Origin of the sequence: Reyranella sp., assembly GCF_004297265.1 — a bacterium.
Classification (GTDB): domain Bacteria; phylum Pseudomonadota; class Alphaproteobacteria; order Reyranellales; family Reyranellaceae; genus Reyranella.
In genome coordinates, this window is the sequence record NZ_SCUT01000061.1 from 28,714 (window position 1) to 54,364 (window position 25,651).

The following is a 25,651-nucleotide window of genomic DNA, read 5'->3' on the forward strand; positions in this document are numbered from 1 at the left end:
ATGGCCCTGTCGGTTGAGCTCGTCACGTCGGTCGAAGCGTTCGAACGCCTGCGGACGGAGTGGAACGAGCTGGCCGACGCGATGGAATTCCCGGAGATCTTCTATCGCTGGGAATGGAGCTTCCTCTTCTTCCGGCACTGCCGGGCCGGCGACGGGCTGTTCATCGTCGTGGCGCGCAATGCCGCCACCGGCCGGATCGCGGCCCTCGCGCCGCTATGCCTTCGCCGCACACGATCGTTCGGCATCGGAGTCACGGTGGCCGAGACGATCGTCGCAGGGCTGGCCGACTATCAGAATTTCCTGGTGCGAGCGGGCGTCCACCGGGGCCGCGCCGTCAACGCGATCCTGGACTTCCTCAGGGTCCACGCCGATCGTTGGCACGTCCTCGATCTCCAGCAGTTCTGCAGCCGCGATCCGACGACGTTCCAGATCGTGAATGCAGCGCAGGCGCATCATGACTGGACGGTACGTACGCATATGCTGACGCCGGTGGCGGTGCGCGACCTCAGGCCGGGGCGCGCGATCGAGGACACCGGCCGGCTGCGCCGCATCCGCCGCCGGCTCGAGGCGCTACCGGCGCGCGGCTTGGAGGTACGGGTCGCCTGCAGCGACTTCGAGACGCTCTGGCCGGCCTTTCGCGCCCTGCACATCCGGACCTGGCCCGGCAGTCCTCTGGGGCGGGAAAAGGACGGGAAATTCTTCGAGGCGCTGGTCGCCAGCGAAGGCATGCGAGGTCACCTCGATCTCTCCGTCGTGATGTCAGAGGGCAAGATCGCGGCGGCGCATTTCGGGTTCATCGATGACCGGAAGGCCTACTACTACATGCCGGCGCGCGATCGGGCGTTCCGGCGCGACCGCGTCGGCGCGGTGCTGCTGCTGGCACTCGTCGATCACTACGCAAAGACGCGAACGAAGTTCGATTTCATGCGCACCCTGGGCGCCTACAAGACCTGGTACACCGACACGATCGACGTGAACTACCGGATCGTCATCCACGCCAACGCAAGCTTCAGGGCCTTTGCCTACGGCCTGTTCGACGTTGCACGCCGCTTCCTCGTGGAACTCGGACTGCCGCGCGCGTTGCTTCGTTTGCTGACGGGGAGACGGCCCGCGCACCGGTAAGTTGGGCAGTGTGCATGCGAATTCGACCGTATTCCGCACCTGCGAAGTACAGAATCGCCCCCGGAGCGCTTTTTCCTTTCGTTGGTTTCGTTTATTTCTTTCGTTTCGGTTGCGGCCCCACGAATGCAACCGAGTCGCAGTGTCGGAACGAGCACAGGATCGATGGCGAGGCGGACGCGCTCGCCGTTGATCGGCCCCTGATTCAAATCATACCGCTCTGGGACCGTATTTGTCGACCAGCGCCAGATAGGCCATTGCCTGGCCTTCGAGCGTGAAATTCTCGGCGATCATCTCGCGTGGCGCATAGAGGCCGGCCTCGACGCCGAACCAGAACTTGTCGAAGGATGGCAGGAGGTCGCTGCCGCCCTTGAATTTCATGCCGCATCGCTCATCCCAGTACGGCACCGATGTCACCGGCCCGAATCGCACGAGATGCGGCGCGTATTTCGGGTCCTTCCACAATCCGCCATGGTCCCACGCAAGGAGCGGAACGTCCGAAGCCAGCATCTGCTGGGCGGCCAGGCCCTGCGTCTCGTGATGGCTGAGGTAGATCATGGCCCGTGTACGCCGGCTGAGGTCGTGCAACCGTTCCTCGCGGTAGAATCCGTAGCGAAGTGTCTGCACGGTGAGGCGGCGGCGCCGGAGTTCGTCGAGCAACGGCTCGACGATGGTGCGCATGTAGCGGCTGCGATGCCGGGCCACCTTGTCGTAGATCAGGACGTCGACGTCCTTGTTCGCACGCTTCGAGGGGGACCAGCGATCGGTGTCGATGCCGGCAGGCCAGACGCTGATACTGCCCGGCCAGACCGCCGAGAACATCCGCTCGACCCAGGGGCTCGGTACCAGGATGCGGCATATCCTGCGGCGGCGCAGCAGGTCCGGATCGTCGCTGGGATGATTGTAGATCGACGTGCCGAACAGGATGGGGGTTTCCAGCGGAATCTTCGCCAGCACGTGCGGCTGGCCGACCACACACGCCAGTTCGTGCGGATTCTCGCGGATATGCCCATAGTCATTGACGCGGTACGGCACGTTCAGACGGTCGAGGCCCGCGCACAGGTTGAGGTAGACGCGCATCGTCCCGCCGGGTTGCTTCGGACCGCGCAGCGCCCAGCGCACCATGCGCCGCGGATAGCGGTCGAAAGGTACCCATCGGTCGGAATCGGGCTCTTCATAGAAGAGATTGAGGGGCGCGCGTGAAGGCACTAGGACCACGCCCCGGCAGTTTGCGGCCGACCGGCCATGATCTCGCGGTAGAGCTTGGCCATGTCCGACGCAACATCGTCGATCGACCGCGTCCGACGCATGTTGCTCGACAACCGCGCCACCTCGGCACGATCGGTGGCGGCGACCCGGATCGCTTCAGCCCACGGCCCGGGATCGTCGAACGGCAACAGCCAACCGTCGACACCATGATGGACGCGCTCGGAAATGCCGCCGAGATCGGCACCCATCACCGGGATGCCGAGCGCCCGCGCCTCCTGCACGACGATCGGCCCCGTCTCCATGTAGCGTGACGGCACTGCAAGCACGTCGATGTCCGCCAGGAACTCCGGCACCTTTTCGTGCTCGACCAGTCCCATCAGCTGGATGCGGGGATCCTTCCGGGCCGCCTCCTCCATTCGGCGGGTAAAGCGGGCGTCCTGGCCGACGCCGGCAATCCGCAGGAGGACCGGCAGGTCGGCGGGCAGCTCGGCCAGCGCGCGCACGAGCAAGTCGGCGCCCTTGTAGCGCTCCAGCCGGCCGAGGAAGCCGATCACGATCTGCCGGCGATCGACACCCTGCAGCGGCCGGGGCTTGCGGTCGGAGAACTCCGCACTGGCCGACTGCCCCGACACCACCACCTTCTCGGGCGGAATCGCATTCTCGGCCAGCGCGGCACGCACCCATTCGCTGGGCGCCACGATGCGTTCGCTGAGCGTGGCCATCGAACGCAGCTGCCGCGCTTTCGTGGCTGCGGCCGCCCGCGCCGAGAGCAGGGTCGCCGCGCGCGGGGACAGGCGCGAGATCACGCTGTCGGTGACATCCCATCGTGGCAACTGCGCCACGAGATAGGCTGCCGGCGACGGCAGGCCACGGTCGAGCGCCCAGCACCGCGCGCAACGGCGGTCGTCGATACGGCCATCGCACGGGCGTTCGTCGTTGAGCAGCATCGTGCCGCGCATGCAGATCGGCGACGGCACGTGCATCGTGACGACGCTGGGAATGTCCATCCGCGCCACCTGCCGGAGATGACGCAGGCCGGCGCCGCTCGTCCAGGAATGCAGGTGGAACAGGTCCGGTCTCGTGGCCTCCACGATCTCCTGGAACATGGTGCGCCGCCTGCGCACGTCCCTGTCGGTGACGCGCTGGATCTCGGGCGCATCGATCGGATAGCGGACGACTTCCACGCCGTTCCACGAATACCGGTCATAGGTGCCGTCGGTCGCGGCGATGATCGAGCCGTCCATCGAATGCCGTGACAGCGCCGTCACCAGGTCGCGCACATAGACCTCGGTGCCGCCGGTCGAGTCCGGGAAATAGAAGCCGACACAGTGTACGATGCGAAGCCGCTTGCCCTCCTCGGTCGCTACCGGCCTGCCGACAGCCTCGGAAGTCATTGCTGCAACTTCCTGAGCCGCAGCAGCCGTTCCGTGGTCGCAAAGCCCAGCAATCTGTAGGCAAGGGCCAGGGCCGGACGCACTGGCGGCACAAAACCGGGATCGAGCCGGTAGATCCAGTCGACGACTTCCGCCGCTTCCTGCGGATAGGCTCGCGCGAACGCCCGCACATTGGGCCACAGCATGCGAATGGCGGCGCGCTTGCGGCGGAGCGTGAGTTCGCCGCGCGCCTCGAGCAGGCCGAGCGTCTTGCGGTAGATCGAGATGTGGGTCCAGTAGCCGAGGTCGCGCCTGAAGCCCGACGTATGCTGCAAACGCCCGCCGGCATGGCGCCGGTGAACGAAGGCCGGCTCGCGGTAGACCGCCAGGCACGGCCGGCGCAGTGCGACCTCGAGGATGAACAGCCGGTCGTCGCGCAACGCGAAGTCCTGCCGGTGCGGGATGCCGCGGATGAGATCGCGGCGGAACAGGAAGGCCGAATAGTGCGACGACCAGCCTTCGCCCAGCTGCTGGGCGACGAAGTCGTCGCAGTCGGCCCACGCATTGACCCGCCGTTCTCCGGTTTCGTTGTCGTAGTCCTCGTAGCCCGCGACGACCAGGTCGGCGCCGGTCTCCCGGGCGAGCGCGAGCTGACGCTCGTTGGCATGGTCGCAAAGCCAGTCGTCGGAATCGAGGAAGCGGACATAGTCGCCGCGCGCGACCTGGAGCGCCGTCTCGACCGCCCAGTCCTTGCCCCAGTTCTCGGTACGGATGGCGACGATGTCCCGCTGCGCCTGCAGCCAGTCCCAGGTTCCGTCCGTACTTCCGTCGTCGACGACGACGATCTCCACGTTTGCGTCGACGGACCGGCACGACTCGACGGCCTGCGGCAAGGCCCACAGGCGGTTGAAGGTCGGAATGACGACGGAAATGTCGCTCACGCCGTCACCTTAGCCGGTTCCCGGAGGCAAGGGCATCGGCTGCTTCGAGCAGGCCGTCGGCGGCTCGCGCCGGCGAATAGGTTTCCATGCGCTCGGCCAGCGCGCGGCGCGTCATGCCAATGTCGAGCGCGAGAACCGACGAGATTGCCGCCGCCAGTGCCGGCACGTCGTCGAGGGGCGCCACGGCGCCGGTGATCCCCGGCTCGATCAGGTCGGGCCCGCAGCCGACGGCGTCGGACACCACCGCCGGGACGCCGCAGGCCATGGCTTCGTTGACCACGAGGCCCCAGGTCTCGACCGCGGTCGACGGCAGCACGAGCACGTCGGACGAGGCATAGACCGATGGCAGTTGGCTCTGGTTGACGAATCCCAGGAACCGCGCATCGACACCGCCGGTTCGGGCGGCCTCCTCCATCCGGCCCCGAAGTTCTCCGGCGCCGGCAACGACGAGCTCGACAGGCTGGCCGTCTGCGGAGAGCCGCGAGACGGCCTGCGCGACATCGAGCGGCCGCTTGCTGTCCACCAGCCGGCCGACGAACAGCACGCGCCGGCGCCCGTCCGCCGCGCGTGGTGTCCGCGCCCCATCGCTCAAGCGCCTGAAGAAATCGTTGTCGACGCAGTGGGGCGAAAAGAACATCCGGCCGGCCGGCACACCATAGTGTTCGAGATATTCGCGGTTGCGCCGGCCGACATAGAGACAGGCGTCGAACTGTTTCAGCATGTGCGGGAAAACCACGCCCTTGACGCGGCCGACCGCCCCGCGGCGCTGGCCCGCGAGCTGCGAATCGCCCCGCACCATGACCGGCACGCGCGCGCGCCGGCACGCCCTCACCGCCTGCCAATAGGACCGGAGCGACCAACCCGGCACCACGAAAGCATCGAAGCGGCCCTGCGAAATCAGGTCGGCGATCCCTGGCGTGTTGCAGCCCGCAAAGGATTGGGTCGAAGGCACACGGGCCACGTTCTCCAGGAACCGGTTCTCATAGCCGGACAGGAGATCGACATCCCAGTCGAAGCCGACGCCGTAGCCCGCCTGCCCCTGCCCGGCTGCGTCCTGCCGGTGGGCGAAGTACACGGTGAGATCGCAGCGCCGCGCAAGTTCGCGGAACAGCGGCGTGTAGTACTGGATCGGATGGCTGGCCAGGTAGCCGACGCGCCGCCTCATGGGCCGCCTCGGGCGCAGGCGCGATCCAGCGCCTCGGCGAACAGGCGCGTCGACTCGCGTGCCGAATAGCCCTCGAAGACGCTGCGGTCCACGGAAGCCGCGTCATGGGCCGGCCGCTCGATAAAGGCCCGAAGCGAAGTGGCCACGGCGTCGGCCGACGGCAATGCACTCTCGGTCAGGGTCAGGACCTCCCCGACATGGGCAGACCGGATCATCGCGACCGCCGTGCTGTCGCGGTGGAGCAAGGCGAAGACCGGGCGTTCCGACAGCATCGCCTGGAAGACCTTCGATGGCGTGTAGTGCGCCTCGGTCGATCCCAGCACCAGCACGGCACTGCTGTGCATGAGATGGTTCAGCGTATCGACATAGCCGATGCGATGGGGATGCTCGTCCACCATTTCCTCGACCCCGGCCGCGCGCGCATGCGGCAGCACGCGATGGCCCAGCGGATCGTCGGGCGAACTGCCGGTGCCGATGAAATGGACGGCAAGCCTCCCGGCAACCTGCGGCGCCTGCTCGCGCAAGGTGCGCAGTCCGGCCAGGAACGCGTCGAGCACGACGAAGCCGGCCGGCAGCAGCGCACCGGCATAGATCATGTGGAAGCGGCCGTCCGCGGGATCGAACAGGAAGGGCGCCCGCCCGAGGCTGCGCACCAGCGCATAGTCCTCCGGCGCGGTCCCCATCGGCATGTAGGCCAGCACCGTTTGCGACGCGACCCCGGGATTGCGCTCCAGCATGCCGGCCACGTAACCCGGCGCCATGCCGGTGATCAGTGCCGCATCGCGTACCGACCAGGGCTCGAGGATCTCGGCCAGCTTGTTCGAAGCCCAGGCGCGGCAGAAGGGCTTCTCGTTGCCCGTCCAGCGATTGACCCATGGATCCTGATAATCGATGCCGAACGGCAGGCCGTGGCGGATATGCAGGAGGCGCCCGACCGGCGCGAGGAAGTTGGACGGGATCGTCACCATGACGAAATCGATCTCGCGGGCCTTCGCCATCTTGGCGAGCACACGATAGCAGCCCCAGAAGGAACGGATGCCGATATCGCCGACCAGTCGCACGGGGCGCGTCGACAGGGTCTTCGCGCGGATCACCTTGAGACCCGGGGCCACCAGCCGCTCGAGGTCCGGATCGGGTCGCTCCTCGTATTCCGCCGGGTCACCCGTCACGACGACCGGCTCCCAGCCGAACTCCGGCAGATAGCGCGACCACAGACGCGCCCTTTGCGCGCCCACGAGATTGCTCGGCGGGAAATGTCCGCTGACCAGGGCGAGACGACGTGTCACGGGAAACGAGTCATGACCGCGCCAGACGGGCGCGCACCTTGGAATAGAGGTCGATGTAGCGCGTCACCACGGCATCGGCCGAAAAGTGATCGACGGCGCGACGGCGGCATTCCGCGCGGTCGAGTGTGCCCACGCCCTCTACCGCCTCGCAGCCTTCCTCGATGGACCGGATCAGGAACCCGTCGACGCCGGGGCGAACGATTTCCGGCAGAGCGCCGCGTGGGCACGAAATCACCGGCGCGCCGCAGGCCAGCGATTCGGCGAACACAATGCCGAAGGGCTCGTCCCACTGGATCGGAACGACCATGGCCCGCGCGCCGCCCAGCAGGGCGTTCTTCTGCACATCGTCGACCGGCCCGACATATTCGATGCCCCCTTTGCCGATCTCCGGCTCGATCTTCTCCCGCCAGAACCGGCCTTCCGGATCGTCCCGCTCCGAATGGTTGCCGGCGATGATCAGCCGGCGGCCGGTGCGCCGCGCGATCTCGATCGCCCAATGCGCGCCCTTGATCTCCTCGACCCGGCTCAGGAAGACCAGCGGCGCATCGTCGGGAACGGATGGCCCGAGCGTCAGGCCTTCCGTATCCGCGAAGTTGGGGATGCCGTGCCACTCGCCACCCGCCGGCCGGCCACGGCGCGCAATGTAGTCGCTGCAGCCGGTGAAGGTCAGGCGTCCGGGTGCCGCCAGCCGGACGGCGAGGCCGACGGTGCGGTGCGTCGGCTCGCGCTGGAATGACATGATGAGTGGAATGCGGCCGCGCAGATGCGGCAGCAGATAGGCGATGCGCGAGAAGCTGTGCACGACGTCGGGCCTGTAGGCCCGCACCGCCCGGGCGAGGGCGAGCGTGTTCAGCACGGTGTCACGCCTCGACAGCGAACTCGACCCCGGCCAGGGGAAGAACCCGTCGTTGGGACATTCCGACCCCGGTCGCGCCACCAGCGCGACCGTGTGGCCCGCGGCCCGCAGCCGGCGAACCAGCACGTCCACGATGCGCTCGATCCCGCCATAGAGACGCGGCGGGACCTCGATCTCCGGATCGGCCGTCAGCAGCAGGCGCATCAGGATCCGGCCTCCCGTCGCGCGAAGGCGGCAGCCACCGATTGTAGCAGCACGTCCTGCTCCCTCTCCCAGTTGTAGCGTTCACGGCCGAGACGCCACGCGCTTGCCGAAGCCTCGGCGAGGACGGGCGGCGAGGCAAGCGCGTCGAGCGTCGCGGCCAGACCCGCCGGATCGGCCAGGGCGCACAGCCTGGCCGCCGGTCCGAGATCGGTCGCCAGCAGCTTCTGGCCCGGCGTATCGCTCAGGATCACCGGCACACCGGCCAGCATGTAGGTGAAGATCTTGTTCGTAAGGCAGATGCGACGATTCTCGCTGATCTCGGTTTCAAGCGACAGGCCGACATCGTAGTCGGCAGCCAGCCTGACCATCTCGCCCGGCGGAGCCATCGGCAGCAATCTCACCCTGTCGGCCAGGCCGAGCGAGGCGGCCAACGCCAGCAATGAATCGCCATGGCCCCAGCGGTTGCTGCCTCTGATGTCGAGCGTGACACGCGCTTGCGTGCGGGTCATCGCCTGGATGAACGCCTGGAGGCCGCGATCGAGGCCGATCGTCTGGGAGAACCAGTAGGCCCGAAGTGTCGGCGTCCCCTTCTGGGACCGAACGGGTCTCGGCTGGAGCGGCGCCATGGACAGCGGAAAGACGTTCAGCACCGTGACCGGCTCGGCCAGCCCGTAGCGCGCCGCATAGGCCTTGCCGATCAGGGGAGCGGCGGCGGTCATGTGCGAGCACGACGGCAGGATGGCCTGCTCCACGATCCCGATCATCTTCATCCGGAAAGCGTCGCCCGGCGTCCCGGTGCCTTCGCCGGAATGGAAGTCCTCGGCGTCGAATCCGAGGAGCGCGCGATGGCGTCGCGCCGCCGCGGCCACGGCCGGCAAGGCCGCAACATAGTGGGCGATGTAGAGGTCGGCCGGCACTTCGGCGGTGCGCCGCATGAGTGCCGCAACCGGCGCGCGGGCACTGCGTGCGGCCACGCCGACCGGGACCGACAGGCCGAGGGACACGAGCAGCCGGGCGAGCGCTGCGGCCGCGCGTGCCACGATCCCTTCGTCCCGCGCGCGCGGCACCCGGATCACCTTCCAGGGAGCCGCCGCCTCGATCTCGTCGTCGGCCTGGCGCAGCGCTTCGTTGTAGTCGCAGACGATCGCGGTGACGTCGTAGCCCGCGCCATGCAGCGCGTCCGCTTCCTTCAATACCCGCGGATTCGAGGCGAGATTGCCGGGACTGACGATGCAAACCGTGCGGCGCATGGTTCGGCGGTCAGGCCGGCTCCGGCGATCTGGAGTCGATGCGCAAGGGCGACGCGAGCTGCATGGCGAGGACCCCGTTGCCGAGGCTTTGCTTGAAGTCGTAGGCGATGCCGCCCGGGCTCGACGCGGCGACCCGGAACGGGATCGCGTTGGCGACGGCGTGATCGACGACGATGGTGAGCGAGTTCGTGGAGATGTCGAAGCTGTAGTCACCCGACGCCAGGAAAAGCGGCTGGAGGCTCAGCGTGCAGACATGGCGCCCCTGGCTCGGCAGCGGGGTCTGCGAGAAGATGCTGGACGAATAGAAGCCCACCGGAAGGTTGTTGGCGTCACGGAGGTGCAGCTCGAGCCCCAGGCCGGGCATGTTGGCCGTCTCGACCTCGATCCGGAGATTGAACGGTGTTCCCGGCTCGTAGGTATCCGTCGGCATCCCCTGCGCATCGAGCAGGTCGGCGGAGATGATCGCGGAGTGATGGCCGCGTCCCCAGTCTCGCGACACCTTGCCCTTGCTGAGCGACGCCGAATAGTGGGCGATCGCGTTCTCGATCGGACCGTCGAAGATGAGCCGGCCGCCCTTCAGCACAATGCCGCGCCGGGTGAGCGCCGCCACCGCCGCGAGATTATGGCTGACGAACAGGACGGTCCGTCCTGCACTCGCAACCGCCGACATACGGTCGAGGCAGCGCTTCTGGAATTCCGCATCGCCGACCGCCAGCACCTCGTCGACGAACAGGATCTCTGTCTCCAGGTGGGCCGCCACCGAGAAGGCCAGCCGCGCATACATCCCGACCGAGTAGCGCTTGACCGGCGTGTCGATGAACTTCTCGACGCCGGAAAAATCGACGATCTCGTCGAACCGTGCCAGCACCTCCTGGCGCGTCATGCCGAGAATGGCGCCGTTCAGGAAGATGTTCTCTCGACCCGTGAGTTCCTGGTGGAAGCCGGTACCCACCTCGAGCAGGCTGGCGACCCTGCCGTTCAGCTCGACCCTGCCCAGCGTCGGCTCGAGGATGCGCGACAGGATCTTGAGCAGCGTCGTCTTGCCAGCACCATTGTGGCCGATGATGCTGACCACCTCGCCGCGCCGGATCTCGAAATCGACGTCGCGCAGCGCCCAGAATTCCTCGACCTCGTCGCCCTCGACGACGGCACGGCCGCGCAGCATGTCGACCGCGCGGCGCGCCATGCCGCGGGCGCTGCGCACCAGCGCCTCGCCAAGGATGGCCGAATACTCGACCTGGTGCCCGATGACGAACTTCTTGCCGAGCTTCTCGGCGCGGATGACGACGTCGGACATGCTCAGATCAGGTCGGCGAAGCCGCGCTCGGTGCGGCGGAACGTGTGGATGCCGAGCCAAAGCATGCCGGCAGCGACGAGCATGCTGACCGCGAAACCCGGCAGGTAGAGCGGACTGTCGCCGCCCAGGATGGCCCAGCGGAAACCATCGATCACGCCCACGATCGGGTTCACGCTGTAGAGCAGCTGCCATTCCGGCGGTACGACCTTGGTGGAAAAGCCGACCGGGGAAACGTAGAGACCGACCTGGATGACGAACGGGATGATGAAGCGGAAGTCACGGTACTTCACGATCATCGCGGCCGCCCACAGCGCCGGTCCGATGGCCACCAGCACCGCCAGCACGACGAAGACCGGCAGCAGCAGGATGTGCCAGTCCGGCACGACACCGTACCACGCCATGACTCCGATCAGGATGAGCAGGCTCACGCCGAAGTCCACGAGGGCCACCATCACGGTCGCGAAGGGAATGATGATGCGCGGGAAATAGACCTTGCTGACGAGTTGCGAGTTCGTGATGACGCTGTTCGACGCGTCGCTCAGGATCGACGAAGCGAGAGTCCATGGCAGCAGGCCGGCGAAGACCAGCACCGCATAAGGCGCGTCGCCTTCGGTCGGCAGCCTGGCAAGCTTGCCGAACACGATCGTGAAGACGACCATGGTCACAAACGGCCGGACGAAGGCCCAGGCCAGGCCGATCACCGTCTGCTTGTAGCGCACCGCGACGTCGCGCCAGGCAAGGATGAAAAAGAGTTCGCGGTATCGCCAGATGTCGGCCCAGTACTGCCGGTCGGCACGTCCGGCCTCGAGGATGAGCCGCTGCGAAGGGCGATCACTGACTATCATAGGCCGGAACTCATACGACGCGGCTGGGCCATCAGGCGAGCATAGAGTGCGCGCGCAGCGGCGACAAAATGCGACCGCCGATAGGGTTCGACGGCCGCCGGATCGGCCTTGCCCCTCTCCAATTGCTGCTCGATCGCGGCGGCCAGCGCCGCGCGGTCGGCGGGATCGACGATCACACCGACACGCTCGTCGGGAATGGCATCGGCCGTGCCGCCCCCCTTCCCGCCGACGACCCGCAAACCGCAGGCCGCCGCCTCGAGATAGACGATGCCGAACCCCTCCTCCGTGCTCGGCATCACGAACAGGTCGGCCAGACGGTAGAGGTCCGGCAGTTCCGCATCGGGCACGAATCCCAGGAAACGCACGGCACCCGGCGCCAGTTCGGCGGCGACCGCTTCGAGACGCTGCCTGTCATCGCCGTCGCCCGCCACGACATGGACGAGATCGGGGAATTTCCTGCGCAAACCCGCGAGGACGGAGAAGACCGGCTCGTGGCCCTTGTAGCGCTCGTTCGAGGCGAGCCGCCCGACCGTGAGGAGGACGGGGCCTGCGCCGAGCTTCAGACGGTCGCGCAACGCGGCGGGCGCCGGCCCCGGCGTGAAAACATCTTGCACCGTATCCGGCAGAACGCGCACGCGTTCCGGCGGCAGGTCGACCCGGGCGAGCAGAATACGACGCGTCTCGCGGCTGACCGTGCTCACGAGATCGGCGTTCCGGATCAGGCACTGCACGAGACCTCGGAGGTCCTGCCAGACATCGGTGCCATGCGCCTGCACCCAGTAACGCGCGCCGAACAGCCGGGCGAGCAGGAAGCCCAGCGGCGCCATGAAGACGTGACCGCAGAATACGGTGTCGATGGGCCGGAAGCGCCACGCCGCGACGATCGCCGCCAGCGAATAGCCGAGCCGGCCGAAGATCGGCGGCTTCTGACGCACGCCGGGAGGAAGCGCCATCCCACGGGCGTCGCCGTGGCGCGGCAGGACAAGGATCTCCGTATCACCGTCGGCCAGCGCGTCGAACAGATCCTGATTGTAGCGTGCGATGCCGCCGCGCGCGCCGTAGCAGTCGCCGACGAGAGCGAGGATGCGAGTCCCCATTGCGTCGCTTAGGCCGCCGCCGGGCCGGTCCAGCCGGCGCGCCAGACGTTGAGCGCCCAGGCCCGCGAGGCCGCGGAGAAATCGATCCCCGGTTGCCGGGGTGCGCCGGCCGCGTCCTGCAGCCAGCGCCCGAGCGGCGTCGAAAAGCCGGTCTTGCGCCGGTGGCGGACGCTGTCCGGCAGCGGCGGGCTCGGCACCTCGGCAATCGCATCCTTGGCATTCATGCCGGCCAGCACCGGGCCGGGCGGAAGCGCCGCGATGAAGAACGGGTCGACGAACGGCACGCGGATCTCGACGCCCTGCGACATGCCCGCCCAGTCGGCATCCCGCAGAAGCTGGTTGCGCATGTAGAGCGATGTCTCCAGCGCCGCCACGCGGTCGAAGTCGCCCAGACGATGGCCGGCCTCGAGGGCGGCGGCGATCCGGCTGAGCGGCGCGAGGCGACGCAGCCCTTCCTGGACCAGTGCCGGATCGAGGACGTCGTCGAGCTCCCACGGCATGTAGACGCCGCGCCGCAGCAGATAGGCCCCCGCCCAGTTGCCGCCATACTGCAGCACCCCTGCCGCCTTGGGATGCAGGCGAAGTCCGGCGGCGATGGCGCCGGACAAGCCCCATCGCGCCAATGCCCCCAGGCCCGGCAGCCAGGAGACCGGCCGCAACCAGTGTACGCTGCGCGGCACGTCGGTGAAGGACGGGTAGCCGCCGAAGCATTCGTCGGCGCCGAGCCCGCTCAACGCGACCTTGATGCCCGCCTCGCGCGCGGCCTTGGCGACGAACCAGGTGTTGATGCCGTCGACCGTCGGCAGGTCCATCGCATCCATTATCGCCGGCAGGTCTCGCTCGAACTCGGCACGGTCGACGGTGCGGACGATATGGCGCGCGCCGTAGCGCGCCGCCACTTCGGCCGCCAGCGGGGCTTCGTCGAGCGCCAGTCCCTCGAATTCCGCGAAGCCCAGCGTCACGGCGGTGACGTCGCGCGCGCCCAGCCCCGCCATCGTTCCCAGCAACACCCCCGAATCGATGCCGGCGGAGAGGAACACCGCGACCGGTACGTCCGCGACGAGATGATGGCGAACCGAATCACGAACGGCTTCCGCGACGCGTCTGCGAGAGTCACCCGGCGCCGCGGCCGGCGCAGCCCGCTCGGTCAGGGCCGTCGCCACGTCGTAGTAGCGCTGCGGGAGGCCGGGTCCGGTGGCGTCGACGGTAAGCATCGTCCCGGCCGGCAGCGACTGGATGCTGCGCCAGACCGTGAAGGGTTCGGGTACGCTGCCGAAGAGATGGAACCCGACGATCCCGGCAGGATCCGGGTCGCGCGACACCGCGCCGCCCGCCAGCAACGCCTTGGCCTGCGAGGCGAAGCGCAGGGTCCAGCCGTCATCGGCCCAGTAGAGCGGCTTGATGCCGAGCGGATCGCGCGCCAGCAGCATCGTCCGCTTGTCCGCGTCCCACAGGCCGAAGGCGAACATGCCGCGCAGCCGGCCGACCATCGCGGCGCCGTACTCTGCATAGAGCTGCAGCAGGACCTCGGTATCCGATCCGCTGCGGAAGGTGCGCCCCCTCGCCTGCAGTTCGGCCCGCAGTTCGCGGTAATTGTAGATCTCGCCGTTGAAGGTGATCGTGAGGCGTCCATCGCTCGCATGCATCGGCTGCGCGCCACCTTCGGACAGGTCGATGATGGCGAGCCGGAGATGGCCGAAGCCCGTGCGGCCGTCCCCGCTCACCCACAGGCCACTGCCGTCGGGCCCGCGCGCGACCATGCGCTCGCTCATGCGAACCAGCTCGCCGCGGTCGACCGGCGGCGCAACGTCGAGATAGGCGTGGATGCCTGCTATGCCGCACATGATCCGGCCCGGAACCTAGCGCGCGCCGGTGCCGCGGAACACCACCGCGAAGGTCCTGAGGACGATTACCATGTCGAGCCACAGCGAGCAGTGCTTCAGGTAGTAGAGGTCGTACTCGAGTTTCGAGCGCATCGCGTCGGCTTCGTGGGCATAGCCCTGGTTGATCTGCGCCCAGCCGGTGACACCCGGCCGCACGATGCCGCGCAGCGCGAAGTGCTCGATGTCGCGGACATAGCCCTTTTCCAGAGAGGCCGCCTCGGGCCGCGGGCCGACCCAGCTCATGTCGCCCTTCAGGATGTTGAAGAGCTGCGGCAGCTCGTCGAGCCGGCAGCGCCTCAAGAAGTGGCCGCTTCGCGTGATGCGGGGGTCGGATGAGGTCGTGAAGCTGGGGCCCGGCACCCCGACGAACATCGTGCGGAACTTGATCATCCGGAAGGCGCGACCGCGCCGGCCGATGCGGGTCTGCAGGAAGAACACCGGCCCCGGACTGTCGAGCCGGACGATCAGCGCCACGACCGCGATGATCGGAAGCAGCAGCGGCAGAAAGAGAACGGTCAAAGTCCATTCGAGGGCTCGCCGGACGACGAGGTACTGGCGCGACGGCAGCAGCGATCCGAATTCATTGGGCGACAGGCCGCTGAGCGGCGTGCGGCCGGTCATGTTCTCCACGACATAGCGCCGGTCGAGTACCGGCACGCCCGCGATGGCCGCATCGGCAAGGGCGGCGAGCTGGCCCTCTCCAAGGTCACGGCTGAGATCGGCCACGATCGCATCGACTCTCAGGCGCCGCTGGCGCACATCGCCGAAATCGAGCCAGCGGCAGGTCGGAAGCTGCGGCAGCGAGGCGATCGCCGAATGAGGCGTCACGGCGTAGTTGCGGACGAGGTAACGCCCGCGAAGCTGTGCGATCACTGCCATCCAGAGCATGGTGAGAAACCCGCTGCCGAAAAGCTGGACGCGCGAATAGTCGAGACGCAGCAACAGGAGGATGGCGGCGATCAGGGCGTAGGTGATCACTGCCACCGGCGCGACCTGTGCCGCATTGAGCCCGGCCCCCGGAAATGCGTCCAGCCGACGGCCGCAGTACCAGACGATCGCGTAGGCGACGGCGGTGGTGACGATGGTGAGCTCGGACGCGTCGAACGGGCCGACGAACGGCTCGTCGGTCGCATAGAGCGGGATCGGCAGCACGACGCAGAACAGGAAGCCGAGCACGGCATCGACCCAGGTTTCGATGAAACGCTGGGGCGCCGACCGCATGCGCGGCATACCGGACGTCCGTTGTTCCGCGGATGACTCCTCTACCTCAGCCGTGATGGCTCTCGGCACGCCGTCTCCCCATGTGGCATCATCGGCCATTCCCGCAGGACCCGGCCGAACGTCTCCACGCTCATACGCTGCGCTTCCTCACCCGAACTTCCCGTTCCGGGCATGCCACTGCGGCATACTTGCACCCGCGATGACTATATCGCCATCATTCCTGCGGCGTAAAGCTTTGCTCTGACCGGTCCCGGCGGCCGAACGACTGCGCCCACCCCATGCCGAGCAGGGCTGCCGTCACGAAGCCGATGGCTGGGATCTGAAGGCTGAAGTCGATGAGGGAATGAAGGATCGGAACGGTGGCGACCGAGAAGGCTGCAATCGGCAGGTAGCGATGGGCGAGGCGGCGCGTCAGGGCGCCGCGCAAGCAGACCGCCCAGGGCAATGCCACCACGACCATCGCGGGGATTGCCGCGACCACGCCGAGTTCGACCACCGTCTCGAGCGGGGTCGAGTGGGCGATGTCGTTGGGCTGCAGGCTGTTGGAGGGCTGCAGGAGCGCGAAGACGTCGCCGAAGCCGCCCAACCCCCAACCCAGCCAGGGGGACATCGCAATCGCCTGGAATGCGGCCGCCCAGATCCGCAGGCGCGATGAATCGTCGGCCGCGGCGGCAAACTTGTAGAGCATGCCACTGCCGGCGACGCCGCCGACCACGAGAAAAACCGCAAGTCCGACGAAGAAGATGCGGCCAAGCTCCGGGCGCGATCGCCAGCGGCCTCGCATGAGAAGTAGGCCGAGGATCAGCATCCCGGCCACCGACGCGCCGAAACCCGCGCGAGATGCCGACATCAGCATGCCCCCCAGCATCAACAGCGAGAGGGCAAGCAGGACGACGCGCGGGCCGGTGAACCAGTCCACGAGGCGGACGTCGTCTCCTTCGTCGTAGCCGTACGGGACGTTGACCTTCCTGCGGTGACCGCTGAAGACCAGCGCGAGGGCTGCGACCACGCACATGCCCATGTAGCAGGCGAACGAATTGCTGTTCACGAAGGTGCCGCCCATCAAACAGCGATCGCCCAGAGTGAGTTCGAACTGCTTGCGCAAGTAGCCGCCGAGGTAGCAGGAGTTCGTCGACATCTGCATCGCAATGCCATAGCTCACCACCAGAACGCCGCTGGCGACGAGCGCAACGAGGAACCATCGCGCATTGTCGCGGTCGCGGCACAGGGCGCGCGCCATCAGGAAGATCAGCGCGCAGGCCAGGCATTTCAGGAGCGAGTTGCGGGCCGCGTCGGCGGCAATCGCCGGGATCGGCGCATGGGCACTGCCCAGGATCTCGGCGGCACGGGTGAACAGCCAGGCGTCGGCCGTGAGGGGCGTCCATGTCGTCATCTGCCACAACGCGAATGCCGCAAAGAAGAGCCAGCAGCCGACCAGCACCAGCAACGGCAGACGTTCGAGCGCCCCCACGGCATGCCCACCGCGGGCGCCGAGCCCGAGCGAAACCGGAATCGCGATCAGGCCGAGCATCACGCAGAGCGGAGCCCATGCCCAGTCCCGATTGGCCCCCATGGGCAGGGCGGCCAGCACGACCATGGCGAAGAAGACGAAGACCACGATCTTGTCGATGGTGCGACGGACGAACCACTGCCAGTCGCGAAGCACGACCACGCCCGGTTCGTGGCCCTTTTCAGTCCATTGCGTCATGACTTCTTTTTCCGGCGCTCCGTCAGCAGACGGGTCAGCTCTTCCTGGGCGCCGGCCTCGTTGCGGACGAAATAGCGGACGAACAGCTCGTCGACCGGGGTGCGGATGGCGTCGGCGAACCACTCGTGGTTGGGCGAAAGCTGCCAGGTCCGCGCGACATAGAGGGCGACCGTCTCGCGTTGGGCGGTCGTCAGTGCCTGCCAGTTGTCGAGGACCAGCCTCAACCGCACCGGCCACAGCGGCAGAAGCATGGGTGCGGTATCGATCGACATCAGGAGCGGCGCGACCGACGCCTGCGAGGGTCCGCCGAGCGCCAGCCGGACGGACGAGAGCCGCAGCCACTGTATCCCCCTGGCGGGGTCGTCACCCAGGCCCGCGCGGAGGTCATCCTCGGCACGTTTCAGCCATTCGGTGCGCTGCTGGGCAGTGGGTGCGAAATTGGGCGACAGGGCCGCGCCGGCCAGCAGCTCGGACCGCTGGAAGTAACGACCCGCCGTCGGGTCGAGATCGACGGCGCGGTCGAGCCTGTCGATGGCATTCAGCAAGGCGTCGAGGGATAGTCTGTAGTTAAGGCGGAGCGCCGTTGCCGCACTGTCGGCCTGCTGTGCCTGCCATGCGCTCTTCATCACCGGCCATGCGAACCAGACGAGAAGAAGCCCGCCGAGGCCCAGCAAGCCACGCAGCAGCCCATTTATCGAGACGCCCAGAAATCACTCCCCCAGTATCGTCGGGACGCATCACGACCGTATTTTGCACTCAACCGCTGTATTTCTGCATTGTCAAAGGGCTTGGGTGGGCGACGCCTGGGCGGCCGGGGCTGCAGGCTCCGTTGGCGCAGCGGCCGGCGGGACCGTCGGTGCCTGTGATGAAGCTGGTTCCAGCGGAACCGCCGGATCGGCGACGGGCAGGGAGTCGAGCGTATGAACCTGCACGTCGACCGAGGCATTGACGGTAACCTCGGATGATCCGGTGAATGTGCCCTTGATCGGCATGGCCTGCTCCGGGTCTCGACCGACCGCCACGCGGATCAGTCGCTCGCTGCCCACGATGCCGTTGGTCGGGTCGAACTCCACCCAGCCGGCGCCCGGCAGGTAGACCTCCATCCAGGCGTGCGGATAGGCATGCGTCGTCGCCTCGCCCGGCGCAGTGTCGAGCGCGGGATCGTAGAGGTAGCCCGTGATGAACCGCGCCGCGAGGCCGAGCGAACGGCAGCATTCGATCATCAGGAGCGCATAGTCGCGGCAGGTGCCGCCGCCGGTCTCGAGCGTGACGGCGGGTACCTGCGTGCCGATCTCGAAGCGCATCGCGTATTTCAGCTTCTGCTGGATGCCCACGCAGAGCCGCTTCAGGAGCTCGAACGTATCGTTGCCGCCCTCGCCTTCCATGAACTGCTTGGTCCACGGACCGACGATCGCATTGGGGTCCGGATAGGCGCGCTCGATGTAGCGTGCGAGGTCGGGCGCCTCTTCCGCCGCATAGCTGAAGGGCAAGGTCCGGGCGAACTCCTCGATTGGCGGCAGCTCCGGCGGCACGCCGAAATGCTCCAGCTGGATCGTGCTGAGCAGTTCGAGCACCTGGGTGGTGCCTTCGAACGAGGCGATGGCGATCGAATTGCCAAACGGGTCGTGGATCCACCGGACTTGGGCGGCCGGTTCGATCACCAATCCCGTGCGAAGAAGCCGCAGGTCGTGGCTGTCGCGCGGCCGGAACATCAGCCGGTGTTCGCCGAGCGACACCGGCTCGGAATATTCGTAACGAGTGCGGTGGACGATCTCGAGGGTGCGCATGCGAGCGCGATAATGCCTCAAGGCCCCTGCGGTTGCATCCGCGCTGAAACCGGTAAGTACAGGGCCCCTGAGCCCATTGTCACGGGCGCGTCAAGAGATCCGGCAATTATCCCCCTGCAGTTTCTCGAGGGGAGAATCATGACCAATGTCGCCATGCAGGCACCGCCGATCGAACCGGCGGCCCCCAGCCCACGCCCCGATCTCGACAAGGGCTTCAATCCGCTTTCCCTGATCCTGTTCGTCGGCTTGCTGACGGGCGGATTCCTGTATGTCGTGTACAGCGTCTACGCCGACGTCAACGCGGCGGGCACCAGGATCACGACCCTCCTGCCGTTCCTGTTGCTCTTCGTGGCGCTGCTGATTGCACTCGGCTTCGAGTTCGTGAACGGCTTCCACGACACCGCCAATGCGGTCGCCACAGTGATCTACACCCACTCGCTGCCGGCAGAGCTCGCCGTCGTCTGGTCGGGGGTCTTCAACTTCCTGGGCGTACTGACTTCCACCGGCGCCGTCGCCTTCGGCATCGTCTCGCTCCTGCCGGTCGAGCTGATCCTGCAGGTCGGCAGCAGCGCCGGCTTCGCCATGGTCTTTGCCCTGCTGATCGCCGCCATCATCTGGAACCTCGGTACCTGGTGGCTCGGTCTCCCGGCCTCGAGTTCGCACACGCTGATCGGCTCGATCATCGGCGTCGGTATCGCCAACGCGCTGGCGCGCGGCATCGACGGGACCTCGGGCGTGGACTGGAGCAAGGCGACGGAGATCGGCTACGCGCTGCTGCTCTCGCCGCTGTTCGGCTTCTGCGCGGCGGGCCTGGTGCTCCTGTCGCTGAAGGTGCTGGTCCGCAATCCCGCGCTCTACGCCGAGCCGAAGGGCAAGGAGCCGCCGCCGTGGTGGATCCGCGGCATCCTCATCCTGACCTGCACAGGCGTAAGCTTCGCGCACGGCTCGAACGACGGACAGAAGGGCATGGGCCTCATCATGCTGATCCTGATCGGCACGGTGCCCACCGCCTACGCACTGAACCGCACGCCGGCGCCGAGCCAGATGGAGTCCTTCCAGGCGGCCTCGGCCGCCGCGGCGGTCGTGATCGAGAAGCAGGCCGCGGGCTACAATGTGCTCGGCAATCCGCGGCCCGCCGTTACGAGCTATATCTCGCAGCGCAAGATGAGCGAGGGTACCTACGTGTCTCTCGCCGCGCTGGTGAAGGAGATCGCCGACCAAGTCGACAAGTACGGCTCGGTCGACAAGATCCCGGCCGAAGCCGTCAGCAACACGCGTAACGACATGTATCTCGCATCGGAGGCCCTGCGCTTCATGATGAAGGACAAGGAGAACTCGCTCACCAAACCAGAGGCGGCCGCCCTCAACATCTACAAGAAGGAACTCGACATGGCGACGCGGTTCATCCCGACCTGGGTCAAGGTCGCGGTGGCGATCGCGCTGGGCCTCGGCACCATGATTGGCTGGAAGCGCATCGTCGTCACGGTCGGCGAGAGGATCGGCAAGAGCCATCTCACCTATGCGCAGGGCGCGTCGGCCGAGCTGGTGGCGGCCGGCACCATCGCCGCCGCCGACATCTACGGCCTGCCGGTGTCCACGACGCACGTCCTGTCGTCGGGCGTCGCGGGCACGATGGCGGCCAACGGCTCGGGACTGCAATGGGCCACGGTCCGCAACCTGCTGATGGCCTGGGTGCTCACCCTGCCCTGCGCCATCGCCCTGTCGGCCGGCCTCTATATGCTCTTCCTCCAGATATTCTGAGGAAGCGATTTGACGGACACGGCAGCGGGCCTATCGTTTCAACAACAACGAAACAGGAGGACCGCCGCCATGCTGTATACCTGCGATCCGAGCCCGCGCCGTCTCGCTGCCGCAGCGAAGCGGGGCGCCCGAAGGACCTCCGGACCGGTGATAGACATCCACTGCCATATCGTTTCGCCCGAAGCGGCCGCATTGGTTGCCGCCTCGGGAATCGCGCCTGACGAGCCGATGGGCCGCTTCTCCAACGAGGCCACGCGTGCCGTCCAGAAGGCCCAGACCGAGACGGTCCGCCCCATGCTCACCTCGGTCGAGCGACGCATCGCCGACATGGACAAGATGGGCGTCGACATCCAGGCGATCTCGCCGGCCCCGCCGCAATACTTCTACTGGACGCCGCCGGAGCTCGGCCGCGACGCGGCACGCCTGATCAATGACAACATTGCGGCTACCGTCGCCAGGCACCCGGACCGCCTCGTCGGACTGGGCACCGTGCCCATGCAGGCTCCTGAATTCGCAGTGGCTGAACTCGAGCGTGCGGTGAAAACGCTCGGCCTGCGCGGCGTCGAACTCTGCACCAACGTCGCGGGCGCCGACCTCTCCGAGCAGAAGTTCCGGCCGGTCTTCGCCAAGGCCGAAGAGCTGGGCGTGCTGGTCTTCCTGCATCCCAACGGCTTTCCCGACGGGCGCCGCTTCTCCGAACACTATTTCAGCAACGTTATCGGCAACCCGCTCGATTCCACCGTGGCCGTCAGCCACCTGATCTTCGGCGGCGTGCTCGACGCCTATCCCAAGCTCAAGGTCTGCGTGGCGCACGGCGGCGGCTTCCTGCCCGCCTATGCCGGCCGCATGGACCATGCCCACGGCGCGCGCTCGGACTGCCGTCTCTGCATCAAGAAGAAGCCGAGCTGGTACCTGAAGAAGATGTACTTCGACACGATCGTGTTCGAGGAGAGCCAGCTCGAATATCTCGTGAAGACCTACGGCAGCGATCGCATCCTGATGGGCACCGACTATCCATTCGACATGGGCATGTACGAGCCCATCGAATTCGTGTCGGGCGCAAAGCTCACGGCTTCCGACAAGCAGGCGATCCTGGGTGGCAATGCCGCAAGGCTCCTGAAGCTGAAGAGCAAGCGGCCCGTTCAGGCGAAGGGATAAGGCCCCGGAAACGTCCCGATCGGGACGAAGTGCGTGATGAGCCCCGTCCCTTCCTGCCAATGATGCAGCAACATCGCCGAGGGCTCGATGTATGACGCCGGCCTGGCATCGGGCCGGAGCTGCAACGCGATCGTCGTCGTCGTCGATGGCGCGGTGCACAAGGTCGTGCCGCCGAAGCGCAACTGCATGACACGATGGACATGGCCGCACAGGAGACGCTCGACCTGCTTGTGTCGCGCCAGGACGGCGGACAGCCGCTGTCCTTCACGACACGAATAGGGATCCATGTAGGGAATGCCGGTGTCGAACGGCGGCTGATGCATCATCACGATCGTCGGGCGCGACGGTTCCGCCGCCAGCACGCGATCGAGCCAGGCCGCACCCTCCTCGCTCATTGCGCCGTGGTGCAAACCCGGCAGGGTGACGTCGACGGCCACGACGCGCACGGGACCTCGATCGCCGACCGCGTAATCGATGGGGCCCTGCGCCGGCAGCCACGAGTGTCCGGCAAATGCCCGCCGGAAGGCTTCGCGCTCGTCATGGTTGCCCGGGATCGCCAGCACCGGCACGTCGAGCGATGCCAGCAGCCGGGTCAGCATGGCGTATTCGTCGGCCTGGCCATGATCCACGAGATCGCCGCTCAGCAGCACAAGGTCGGGTCGGGGATCGAGCGCGTTCACATGCGCAATCGCCGCTGCGAACTGCGCATTCGAATCGACGACTCCCTGGTACAGTTCGCCGTCCGGACGAACATGCGGATCGGAGAGGTGCGCGATCAGCATTCAAGCCGGCTTGCGGTCGAACCGCTCCAGACCTTCGCGCCCTTTCGGCGTAATCGCATAGACACCGCGCTCCACCCTCTCGAACCAACCATAGACATCCTGTTGCAGGATCTGGGCCGCTTTCGGGGCATCGCAGGCCGCGCGCAGCGCCGCGACCTTCATCGGCCCGTTCGCCGCCAGCAACTCGGCGCAGCGCAGCGCCTCCTGGCGGTAGGCGGTCATCAGCGGCGCCCGCATCGCCTGGCCGCCGAGATTGGGATCGCCCACCCGGCGGGCATGTTCGCCCAGCATGCGGCCTGCCTTGCGCTTGTTCTGGCGCGGCGCGTAGGGCGCGGGATCGAGCACCACGTCGGCCTTGCCCTTGGCGACCACGATGAAGCCCAGCCCCAGCCGGCGGCACAGCTTCTTCACGTTCTTCATCTGCTTGGGCCATTGGCCCACCGCAAGATAGACGAGATCGGTCAGCGCCAGCCGGTCGACGCCCTGCAGGACGAGCCCCAGCCCGAAGGTGCGCTTCAGCTCGACCACCACGGGCGGCTCGCTGCCGCGCACCGCCACCACGTCGCAGCCGCGCACCTCGCCTTTGACGACATAGCCCTGTCCTTCGAGCAACGCCTTCACAGGCGCGTATAGGTCGCTCTCCAACGTCATGGCGGCGCACGCTATCATGCTAAGAAAGCAGGCAGATGAGGAAAAAAAGATGACCGAATTGCTGGACCGGGGCGCCGCCGCCATTGCCGCCGCCGTGCGGACGGGCAAGACCAAAGCGCGTGACGTGGCCGAGATGGCCATCGACCGCGTCGAGGCGCGGAACAAGCAGCTCACCGCCATCGTCGACTTCGATCCCGCCGAGGCGCGCGCCTCCGCCGATGCCGTCGATGCGAGACGCAAGCAGGGCTTCGACGGCGCCATTCTGGGTGTGCCCTACACCGTCAAGGACACGACCTGGGTGCAGGGCCGAACCGTCACCAACGGTTCGCTCCTCTACAAGGACTTCAAGCCGCCCCGCGATGCCGTCGCCGTCGAGCGACTGAAGGCCGCCGGCGGCGTCTTCCTCGGCATGACCAACACGCCGGAGATGGCGGCCAAGGGCCACACCGAGAACAAGGTCTACGGCCCCTCCCGCCATCCGATGAATCCTGCCCTGACTCCGGGCGGCTCTTCCGGCGGCGCTGCGGCGGCGCTCGCCGCCGGCTTCTCGCCGATAGCCCTCGGCACTGACGGCGGCGGCTCGGGCCGACGGCCTGCCTCGCATTGCGGCGTCGTCGGCCTCAAGACCTCGGCCGGCGCCATCCCCGCTCCGTTCGGTTTCGGCGGCGCCTATGGCCCGCTCTACGGTGTGACGGCGCCGATGGGCCGCACGGTCGCAGATGCCAAGGTCGCCTTCGAGGTGATGGCCGGCCCCGACCGGCGGGACCCGCATTCCGTGGCGCTGCTCGACGTGCCGCCGCCCAGCAGCCCACGCATCGCCGTGAGTCCGCGGCTCGGCCTCGGCGTCGCCGTCGATCCCGATGTCATGGCGGCTTTCGAGTCTGCCGTTGCAAAGCTGCGCGCTGCCGGCTGGCGCATCGAAGAAGCCGACGTCACGTGGCCCGACGAGACGTCCGAAAGCGCTTTCGCGGCGGTGAACAGCTCGGCCTCCGCCCTCCTCTACGGCAAGCAACAGGCAGCCGACCACAATCTGTTTGGCGACAACCTTTCGGGCCTGATCGAGCGCGGCCGGTCCGTGCAAGGAACCGATGTCGTCGCCGCCTTCCGCTTCGCCGACGCCTGTGCCCGCGCGGTGGCGCAGTTCTTCACCGAGTACGACTACCTGCTGACGCCGACGACCGCCTGCGTCTCCTGGCCGGTCGAGCAGGTCTATCCGAAGATCATCGAGAACAGGGAGGTGGGGCCGCGCGGCCACGCCGCCTTCACGCCGCTGTTCAATCTCGCCCTCGTACCGGGCATCTCGATCCCCTGCGGTGCCGGTCGTGAGGGACTGCCGGTCGGCCTGCAGATCGTCGCGCCGCGCCTACACGACCGTCCGTTGCTGGCGATGGCGCAGCGGGCCGAGACGGCGCTCGGCGTCGGCTGACCGGCTGCCGGCACAGGCTTGGGGAATCATGCAGCCGATTGAAATCCTGATCGTCGTGGGCGTGGCGCTTGTCGTGGCCATCGCCGTCAAGGTCTTTCGGGCACGCCAGGCGGCGCGAAATCGCGGGCCAGCCCACATCCATGAGGCGCTGATGAAGCGCGCCGAACTTCACACCGGGCGCAGTCCGTTCCTCAGGAAGGTCGTGAGCGAATTCAGGGCCAATGGGCATGTCTCCAACCGGCAGGCCGAAGCGGTCGCGAAGGCTCTGAAGCGGCTTGAGGCCCAGTGAGCAGGCCATCCGCATTGGACCAAACGGCGGCCTGACCGATAGTCGCCGCGCATTGGGGAGCGCGGAACTGAACGCATGACGCAACCGGGGAAAACGACGGCAGCCAACCTTCCGCTCTGGAAGAGGATCCTCTTCAGCCTGATCCTCCTGGTGGGCTTCCCGTCGCCGCCGTCCTGGCGATCGATTGCTCCTGCGTTACTCGCGCGAGGGCGCCGTCGTCGCGCGCGAGATGGGCGTGCCGGCGATCGACTCCAACGACGTCCTGAGGGACTACAAGGGCAACAGGGCCGATCTCTCCGATCGGCGCCTGAAGGCGATGGTCAAGCCGAACTGAGCCCCACGC

23 protein-coding genes are annotated in these 25,651 nt (G+C 67.2%); 6 read left to right on the forward strand and 17 right to left on the reverse strand.

Going from position 1 to position 25,651, the window contains the following annotated elements:
- The gene (locus EPO41_RS27620) at nt 1-1,122 is read left to right on the forward strand and encodes a GNAT family N-acetyltransferase (RefSeq protein WP_296332370.1); all 1,122 of its coding nucleotides are present in this window, start codon (nt 1-3) and stop codon (nt 1,120-1,122) included.
- Between the two features lie 207 nt (nt 1,123-1,329).
- Here the strand turns inward: EPO41_RS27620 and EPO41_RS27625 are convergent, their stop codons facing one another.
- From EPO41_RS27625 to EPO41_RS27695, 15 genes are all read right to left on the reverse strand, one after another.
- Entirely contained in the window at nt 1,330-2,328 is a 999-nt protein-coding gene (locus tag EPO41_RS27625) for a glycosyltransferase family 1 protein (protein WP_296332372.1), read from the reverse strand.
- Entirely contained in the window at nt 2,328-3,722 is a 1,395-nt protein-coding gene (locus EPO41_RS27630; RefSeq protein ID WP_296332374.1) for a glycosyltransferase, read from the reverse strand. Before EPO41_RS27630 ends, EPO41_RS27625 begins: the two co-directional genes overlap by 1 nt.
- A complete protein-coding gene (locus EPO41_RS27635; RefSeq protein ID WP_296332376.1) occupies nt 3,719-4,642 on the reverse strand; it encodes a glycosyltransferase family 2 protein in 924 nt (307 codons plus the stop codon). The genes EPO41_RS27630 and EPO41_RS27635 overlap by 4 nt, the downstream gene beginning before the upstream one ends.
- Before the next feature lie 4 nt (nt 4,643-4,646).
- The gene (locus EPO41_RS27640) at nt 4,647-5,807 is read right to left on the reverse strand and encodes a glycosyltransferase family 4 protein (protein WP_296332378.1); all 1,161 of its coding nucleotides are present in this window, start codon (nt 5,805-5,807) and stop codon (nt 4,647-4,649) included.
- Nucleotides 5,804-7,093, reverse strand: a complete 1,290-nt coding sequence (locus EPO41_RS27645) for a hypothetical protein (RefSeq protein ID WP_296332379.1) — start codon at nt 7,091-7,093, stop codon at nt 5,804-5,806. The genes EPO41_RS27640 and EPO41_RS27645 overlap by 4 nt, the downstream gene beginning before the upstream one ends.
- A gap of 10 nt (nt 7,094-7,103) precedes the next feature.
- Nucleotides 7,104-8,153 carry a glycosyltransferase gene (locus EPO41_RS27650; RefSeq protein WP_296332381.1) on the reverse strand — a complete coding sequence of 350 codons (1,050 nt, stop codon included), beginning with the start codon at nt 8,151-8,153 and terminating at the stop codon, nt 7,104-7,106.
- On the reverse strand, nt 8,153-9,403 hold the full coding sequence (locus tag EPO41_RS27655; RefSeq protein ID WP_296332384.1) for a glycosyltransferase: 1,251 nt from the start codon (nt 9,401-9,403) through the stop codon (nt 8,153-8,155). The genes EPO41_RS27650 and EPO41_RS27655 overlap by 1 nt, the downstream gene beginning before the upstream one ends.
- A gap of 10 nt (nt 9,404-9,413) precedes the next feature.
- Nucleotides 9,414-10,700 (reverse strand): ABC transporter ATP-binding protein, encoded by a 1,287-nt coding sequence (locus tag EPO41_RS27660; RefSeq protein WP_296332386.1) that lies wholly within the window; start codon nt 10,698-10,700, stop codon nt 9,414-9,416.
- Nucleotides 10,701-10,702: 2 nt separating this feature from the next.
- Nucleotides 10,703-11,545: an ABC transporter permease gene (locus EPO41_RS27665; protein WP_296332389.1), complete on the reverse strand. Its 843-nt coding sequence runs from the start codon at nt 11,543-11,545 to the stop codon at nt 10,703-10,705.
- Nucleotides 11,542-12,642 (reverse strand): glycosyltransferase family 4 protein, encoded by a 1,101-nt coding sequence (locus EPO41_RS27670; RefSeq protein ID WP_296332391.1) that lies wholly within the window; start codon nt 12,640-12,642, stop codon nt 11,542-11,544. The genes EPO41_RS27665 and EPO41_RS27670 overlap by 4 nt, the downstream gene beginning before the upstream one ends.
- Nucleotides 12,643-12,650: 8 nt before the next feature.
- Nucleotides 12,651-14,486, reverse strand: coding sequence for an asparagine synthase (glutamine-hydrolyzing) (asnB, locus tag EPO41_RS27675; RefSeq protein ID WP_296332393.1), 1,836 nt, complete (start codon nt 14,484-14,486; stop codon nt 12,651-12,653).
- Between the two features lie 15 nt (nt 14,487-14,501).
- The gene (locus tag EPO41_RS27680; protein WP_296332395.1) at nt 14,502-15,755 is read right to left on the reverse strand and encodes a sugar transferase; all 1,254 of its coding nucleotides are present in this window, start codon (nt 15,753-15,755) and stop codon (nt 14,502-14,504) included.
- Nucleotides 15,756-15,960: 205 nt separating this feature from the next.
- Nucleotides 15,961-17,454 carry an O-antigen ligase family protein gene (locus EPO41_RS27685; RefSeq protein WP_296332397.1) on the reverse strand — a complete coding sequence of 498 codons (1,494 nt, stop codon included), beginning with the start codon at nt 17,452-17,454 and terminating at the stop codon, nt 15,961-15,963.
- Nucleotides 17,451-18,080 carry a hypothetical protein gene (locus EPO41_RS27690; RefSeq protein WP_296332399.1) on the reverse strand — a complete coding sequence of 210 codons (630 nt, stop codon included), beginning with the start codon at nt 18,078-18,080 and terminating at the stop codon, nt 17,451-17,453. Before EPO41_RS27690 ends, EPO41_RS27685 begins: the two co-directional genes overlap by 4 nt.
- A gap of 153 nt (nt 18,081-18,233) precedes the next feature.
- The gene (locus EPO41_RS27695) at nt 18,234-19,241 is read right to left on the reverse strand and encodes a transglutaminase family protein (RefSeq protein WP_296332401.1); all 1,008 of its coding nucleotides are present in this window, start codon (nt 19,239-19,241) and stop codon (nt 18,234-18,236) included.
- A 138-nt stretch (nt 19,242-19,379) separates the two neighbouring features.
- Between EPO41_RS27695 and EPO41_RS27700 the strand changes: the two genes are divergently transcribed.
- Complete coding sequence (locus tag EPO41_RS27700; RefSeq protein ID WP_296332403.1) at nt 19,380-21,002, forward strand: inorganic phosphate transporter; 1,623 nt, start codon at nt 19,380-19,382, stop codon at nt 21,000-21,002.
- A gap of 69 nt (nt 21,003-21,071) precedes the next feature.
- On the forward strand, nt 21,072-22,160 hold the full coding sequence (locus tag EPO41_RS27705; protein WP_296332405.1) for an amidohydrolase family protein: 1,089 nt from the start codon (nt 21,072-21,074) through the stop codon (nt 22,158-22,160).
- On the opposite strand, the gene EPO41_RS27710 is transcribed toward EPO41_RS27705, so the two are convergent.
- The gene (locus EPO41_RS27710; RefSeq protein ID WP_296332407.1) at nt 22,145-22,942 is read right to left on the reverse strand and encodes a phosphodiesterase; all 798 of its coding nucleotides are present in this window, start codon (nt 22,940-22,942) and stop codon (nt 22,145-22,147) included. The genes EPO41_RS27705 and EPO41_RS27710 overlap by 16 nt on opposite strands.
- Entirely contained in the window at nt 22,943-23,593 is a 651-nt protein-coding gene (locus EPO41_RS27715) for a DUF2161 family putative PD-(D/E)XK-type phosphodiesterase (RefSeq protein WP_296332409.1), read from the reverse strand.
- A 49-nt stretch (nt 23,594-23,642) separates the two neighbouring features.
- Between EPO41_RS27715 and EPO41_RS27720 the strand changes: the two genes are divergently transcribed.
- The 3 genes from EPO41_RS27720 to EPO41_RS27730 all read left to right on the forward strand — a co-directional run bounded on the left by EPO41_RS27720 (nt 23,643) and on the right by EPO41_RS27730 (nt 25,642).
- A complete protein-coding gene (locus tag EPO41_RS27720) occupies nt 23,643-25,019 on the forward strand; it encodes an amidase (protein WP_296332411.1) in 1,377 nt (458 codons plus the stop codon).
- A 28-nt stretch (nt 25,020-25,047) separates the two neighbouring features.
- Complete coding sequence (locus EPO41_RS27725) at nt 25,048-25,308, forward strand: hypothetical protein (protein WP_296332413.1); 261 nt, start codon at nt 25,048-25,050, stop codon at nt 25,306-25,308.
- Nucleotides 25,309-25,492: 184 nt separating this feature from the next.
- Nucleotides 25,493-25,642, forward strand: a complete 150-nt coding sequence (locus EPO41_RS27730; RefSeq protein WP_296332415.1) for a hypothetical protein — start codon at nt 25,493-25,495, stop codon at nt 25,640-25,642.
- Nucleotides 25,643-25,651: the final 9 nt, after the last annotated feature.

What these genes read in the sequence shown, in the direction of transcription:
- EPO41_RS27630 (WP_296332374.1), bottom strand. Translation starts at nt 3,722, where the DNA reads ATGACTTCCGAGGCTGTCGGCAGGCCGGTAGCGACCGAGGAGGGCAAG.
- EPO41_RS27685 (WP_296332397.1), bottom strand. Translation starts at nt 17,454, where the DNA reads ATGACGCAATGGACTGAAAAGGGCCACGAACCGGGCGTGGTCGTGCTT.
- EPO41_RS27650 (WP_296332381.1), bottom strand. Translation starts at nt 8,153, where the DNA reads ATGCGCCTGCTGCTGACGGCCGATCCGGAGATCGAGGTCCCGCCGCGT.
- EPO41_RS27710 (WP_296332407.1), bottom strand. Translation starts at nt 22,942, where the DNA reads ATGCTGATCGCGCACCTCTCCGATCCGCATGTTCGTCCGGACGGCGAA.
- EPO41_RS27670 (WP_296332391.1), bottom strand. Translation starts at nt 12,642, where the DNA reads ATGGGGACTCGCATCCTCGCTCTCGTCGGCGACTGCTACGGCGCGCGC.
- EPO41_RS27715 (WP_296332409.1), bottom strand. Translation starts at nt 23,593, where the DNA reads ATGACGTTGGAGAGCGACCTATACGCGCCTGTGAAGGCGTTGCTCGAA.
- EPO41_RS27690 (WP_296332399.1), bottom strand. Translation starts at nt 18,080, where the DNA reads ATGAAGAGCGCATGGCAGGCACAGCAGGCCGACAGTGCGGCAACGGCG.
- EPO41_RS27660 (WP_296332386.1), bottom strand. Translation starts at nt 10,700, where the DNA reads ATGTCCGACGTCGTCATCCGCGCCGAGAAGCTCGGCAAGAAGTTCGTC.
- EPO41_RS27705 (WP_296332405.1), top strand. Translation starts at nt 21,072, where the DNA reads ATGCTGTATACCTGCGATCCGAGCCCGCGCCGTCTCGCTGCCGCAGCG.
- EPO41_RS27695 (WP_296332401.1), bottom strand. Translation starts at nt 19,241, where the DNA reads ATGCGCACCCTCGAGATCGTCCACCGCACTCGTTACGAATATTCCGAG.
- EPO41_RS27720 (WP_296332411.1), top strand. Translation starts at nt 23,643, where the DNA reads ATGACCGAATTGCTGGACCGGGGCGCCGCCGCCATTGCCGCCGCCGTG.
- EPO41_RS27655 (WP_296332384.1), bottom strand. Translation starts at nt 9,403, where the DNA reads ATGCGCCGCACGGTTTGCATCGTCAGTCCCGGCAATCTCGCCTCGAAT.
- EPO41_RS27620 (WP_296332370.1), top strand. Translation starts at nt 1, where the DNA reads ATGGCCCTGTCGGTTGAGCTCGTCACGTCGGTCGAAGCGTTCGAACGC.
- EPO41_RS27725 (WP_296332413.1), top strand. Translation starts at nt 25,048, where the DNA reads ATGCAGCCGATTGAAATCCTGATCGTCGTGGGCGTGGCGCTTGTCGTG.
- EPO41_RS27700 (WP_296332403.1), top strand. Translation starts at nt 19,380, where the DNA reads ATGACCAATGTCGCCATGCAGGCACCGCCGATCGAACCGGCGGCCCCC.
- EPO41_RS27665 (WP_296332389.1), bottom strand. Translation starts at nt 11,545, where the DNA reads ATGATAGTCAGTGATCGCCCTTCGCAGCGGCTCATCCTCGAGGCCGGA.
- EPO41_RS27680 (WP_296332395.1), bottom strand. Translation starts at nt 15,755, where the DNA reads ATGCCGCGCATGCGGTCGGCGCCCCAGCGTTTCATCGAAACCTGGGTC.
- EPO41_RS27640 (WP_296332378.1), bottom strand. Translation starts at nt 5,807, where the DNA reads ATGAGGCGGCGCGTCGGCTACCTGGCCAGCCATCCGATCCAGTACTAC.
- asnB (WP_296332393.1), bottom strand. Translation starts at nt 14,486, where the DNA reads ATGTGCGGCATAGCAGGCATCCACGCCTATCTCGACGTTGCGCCGCCG.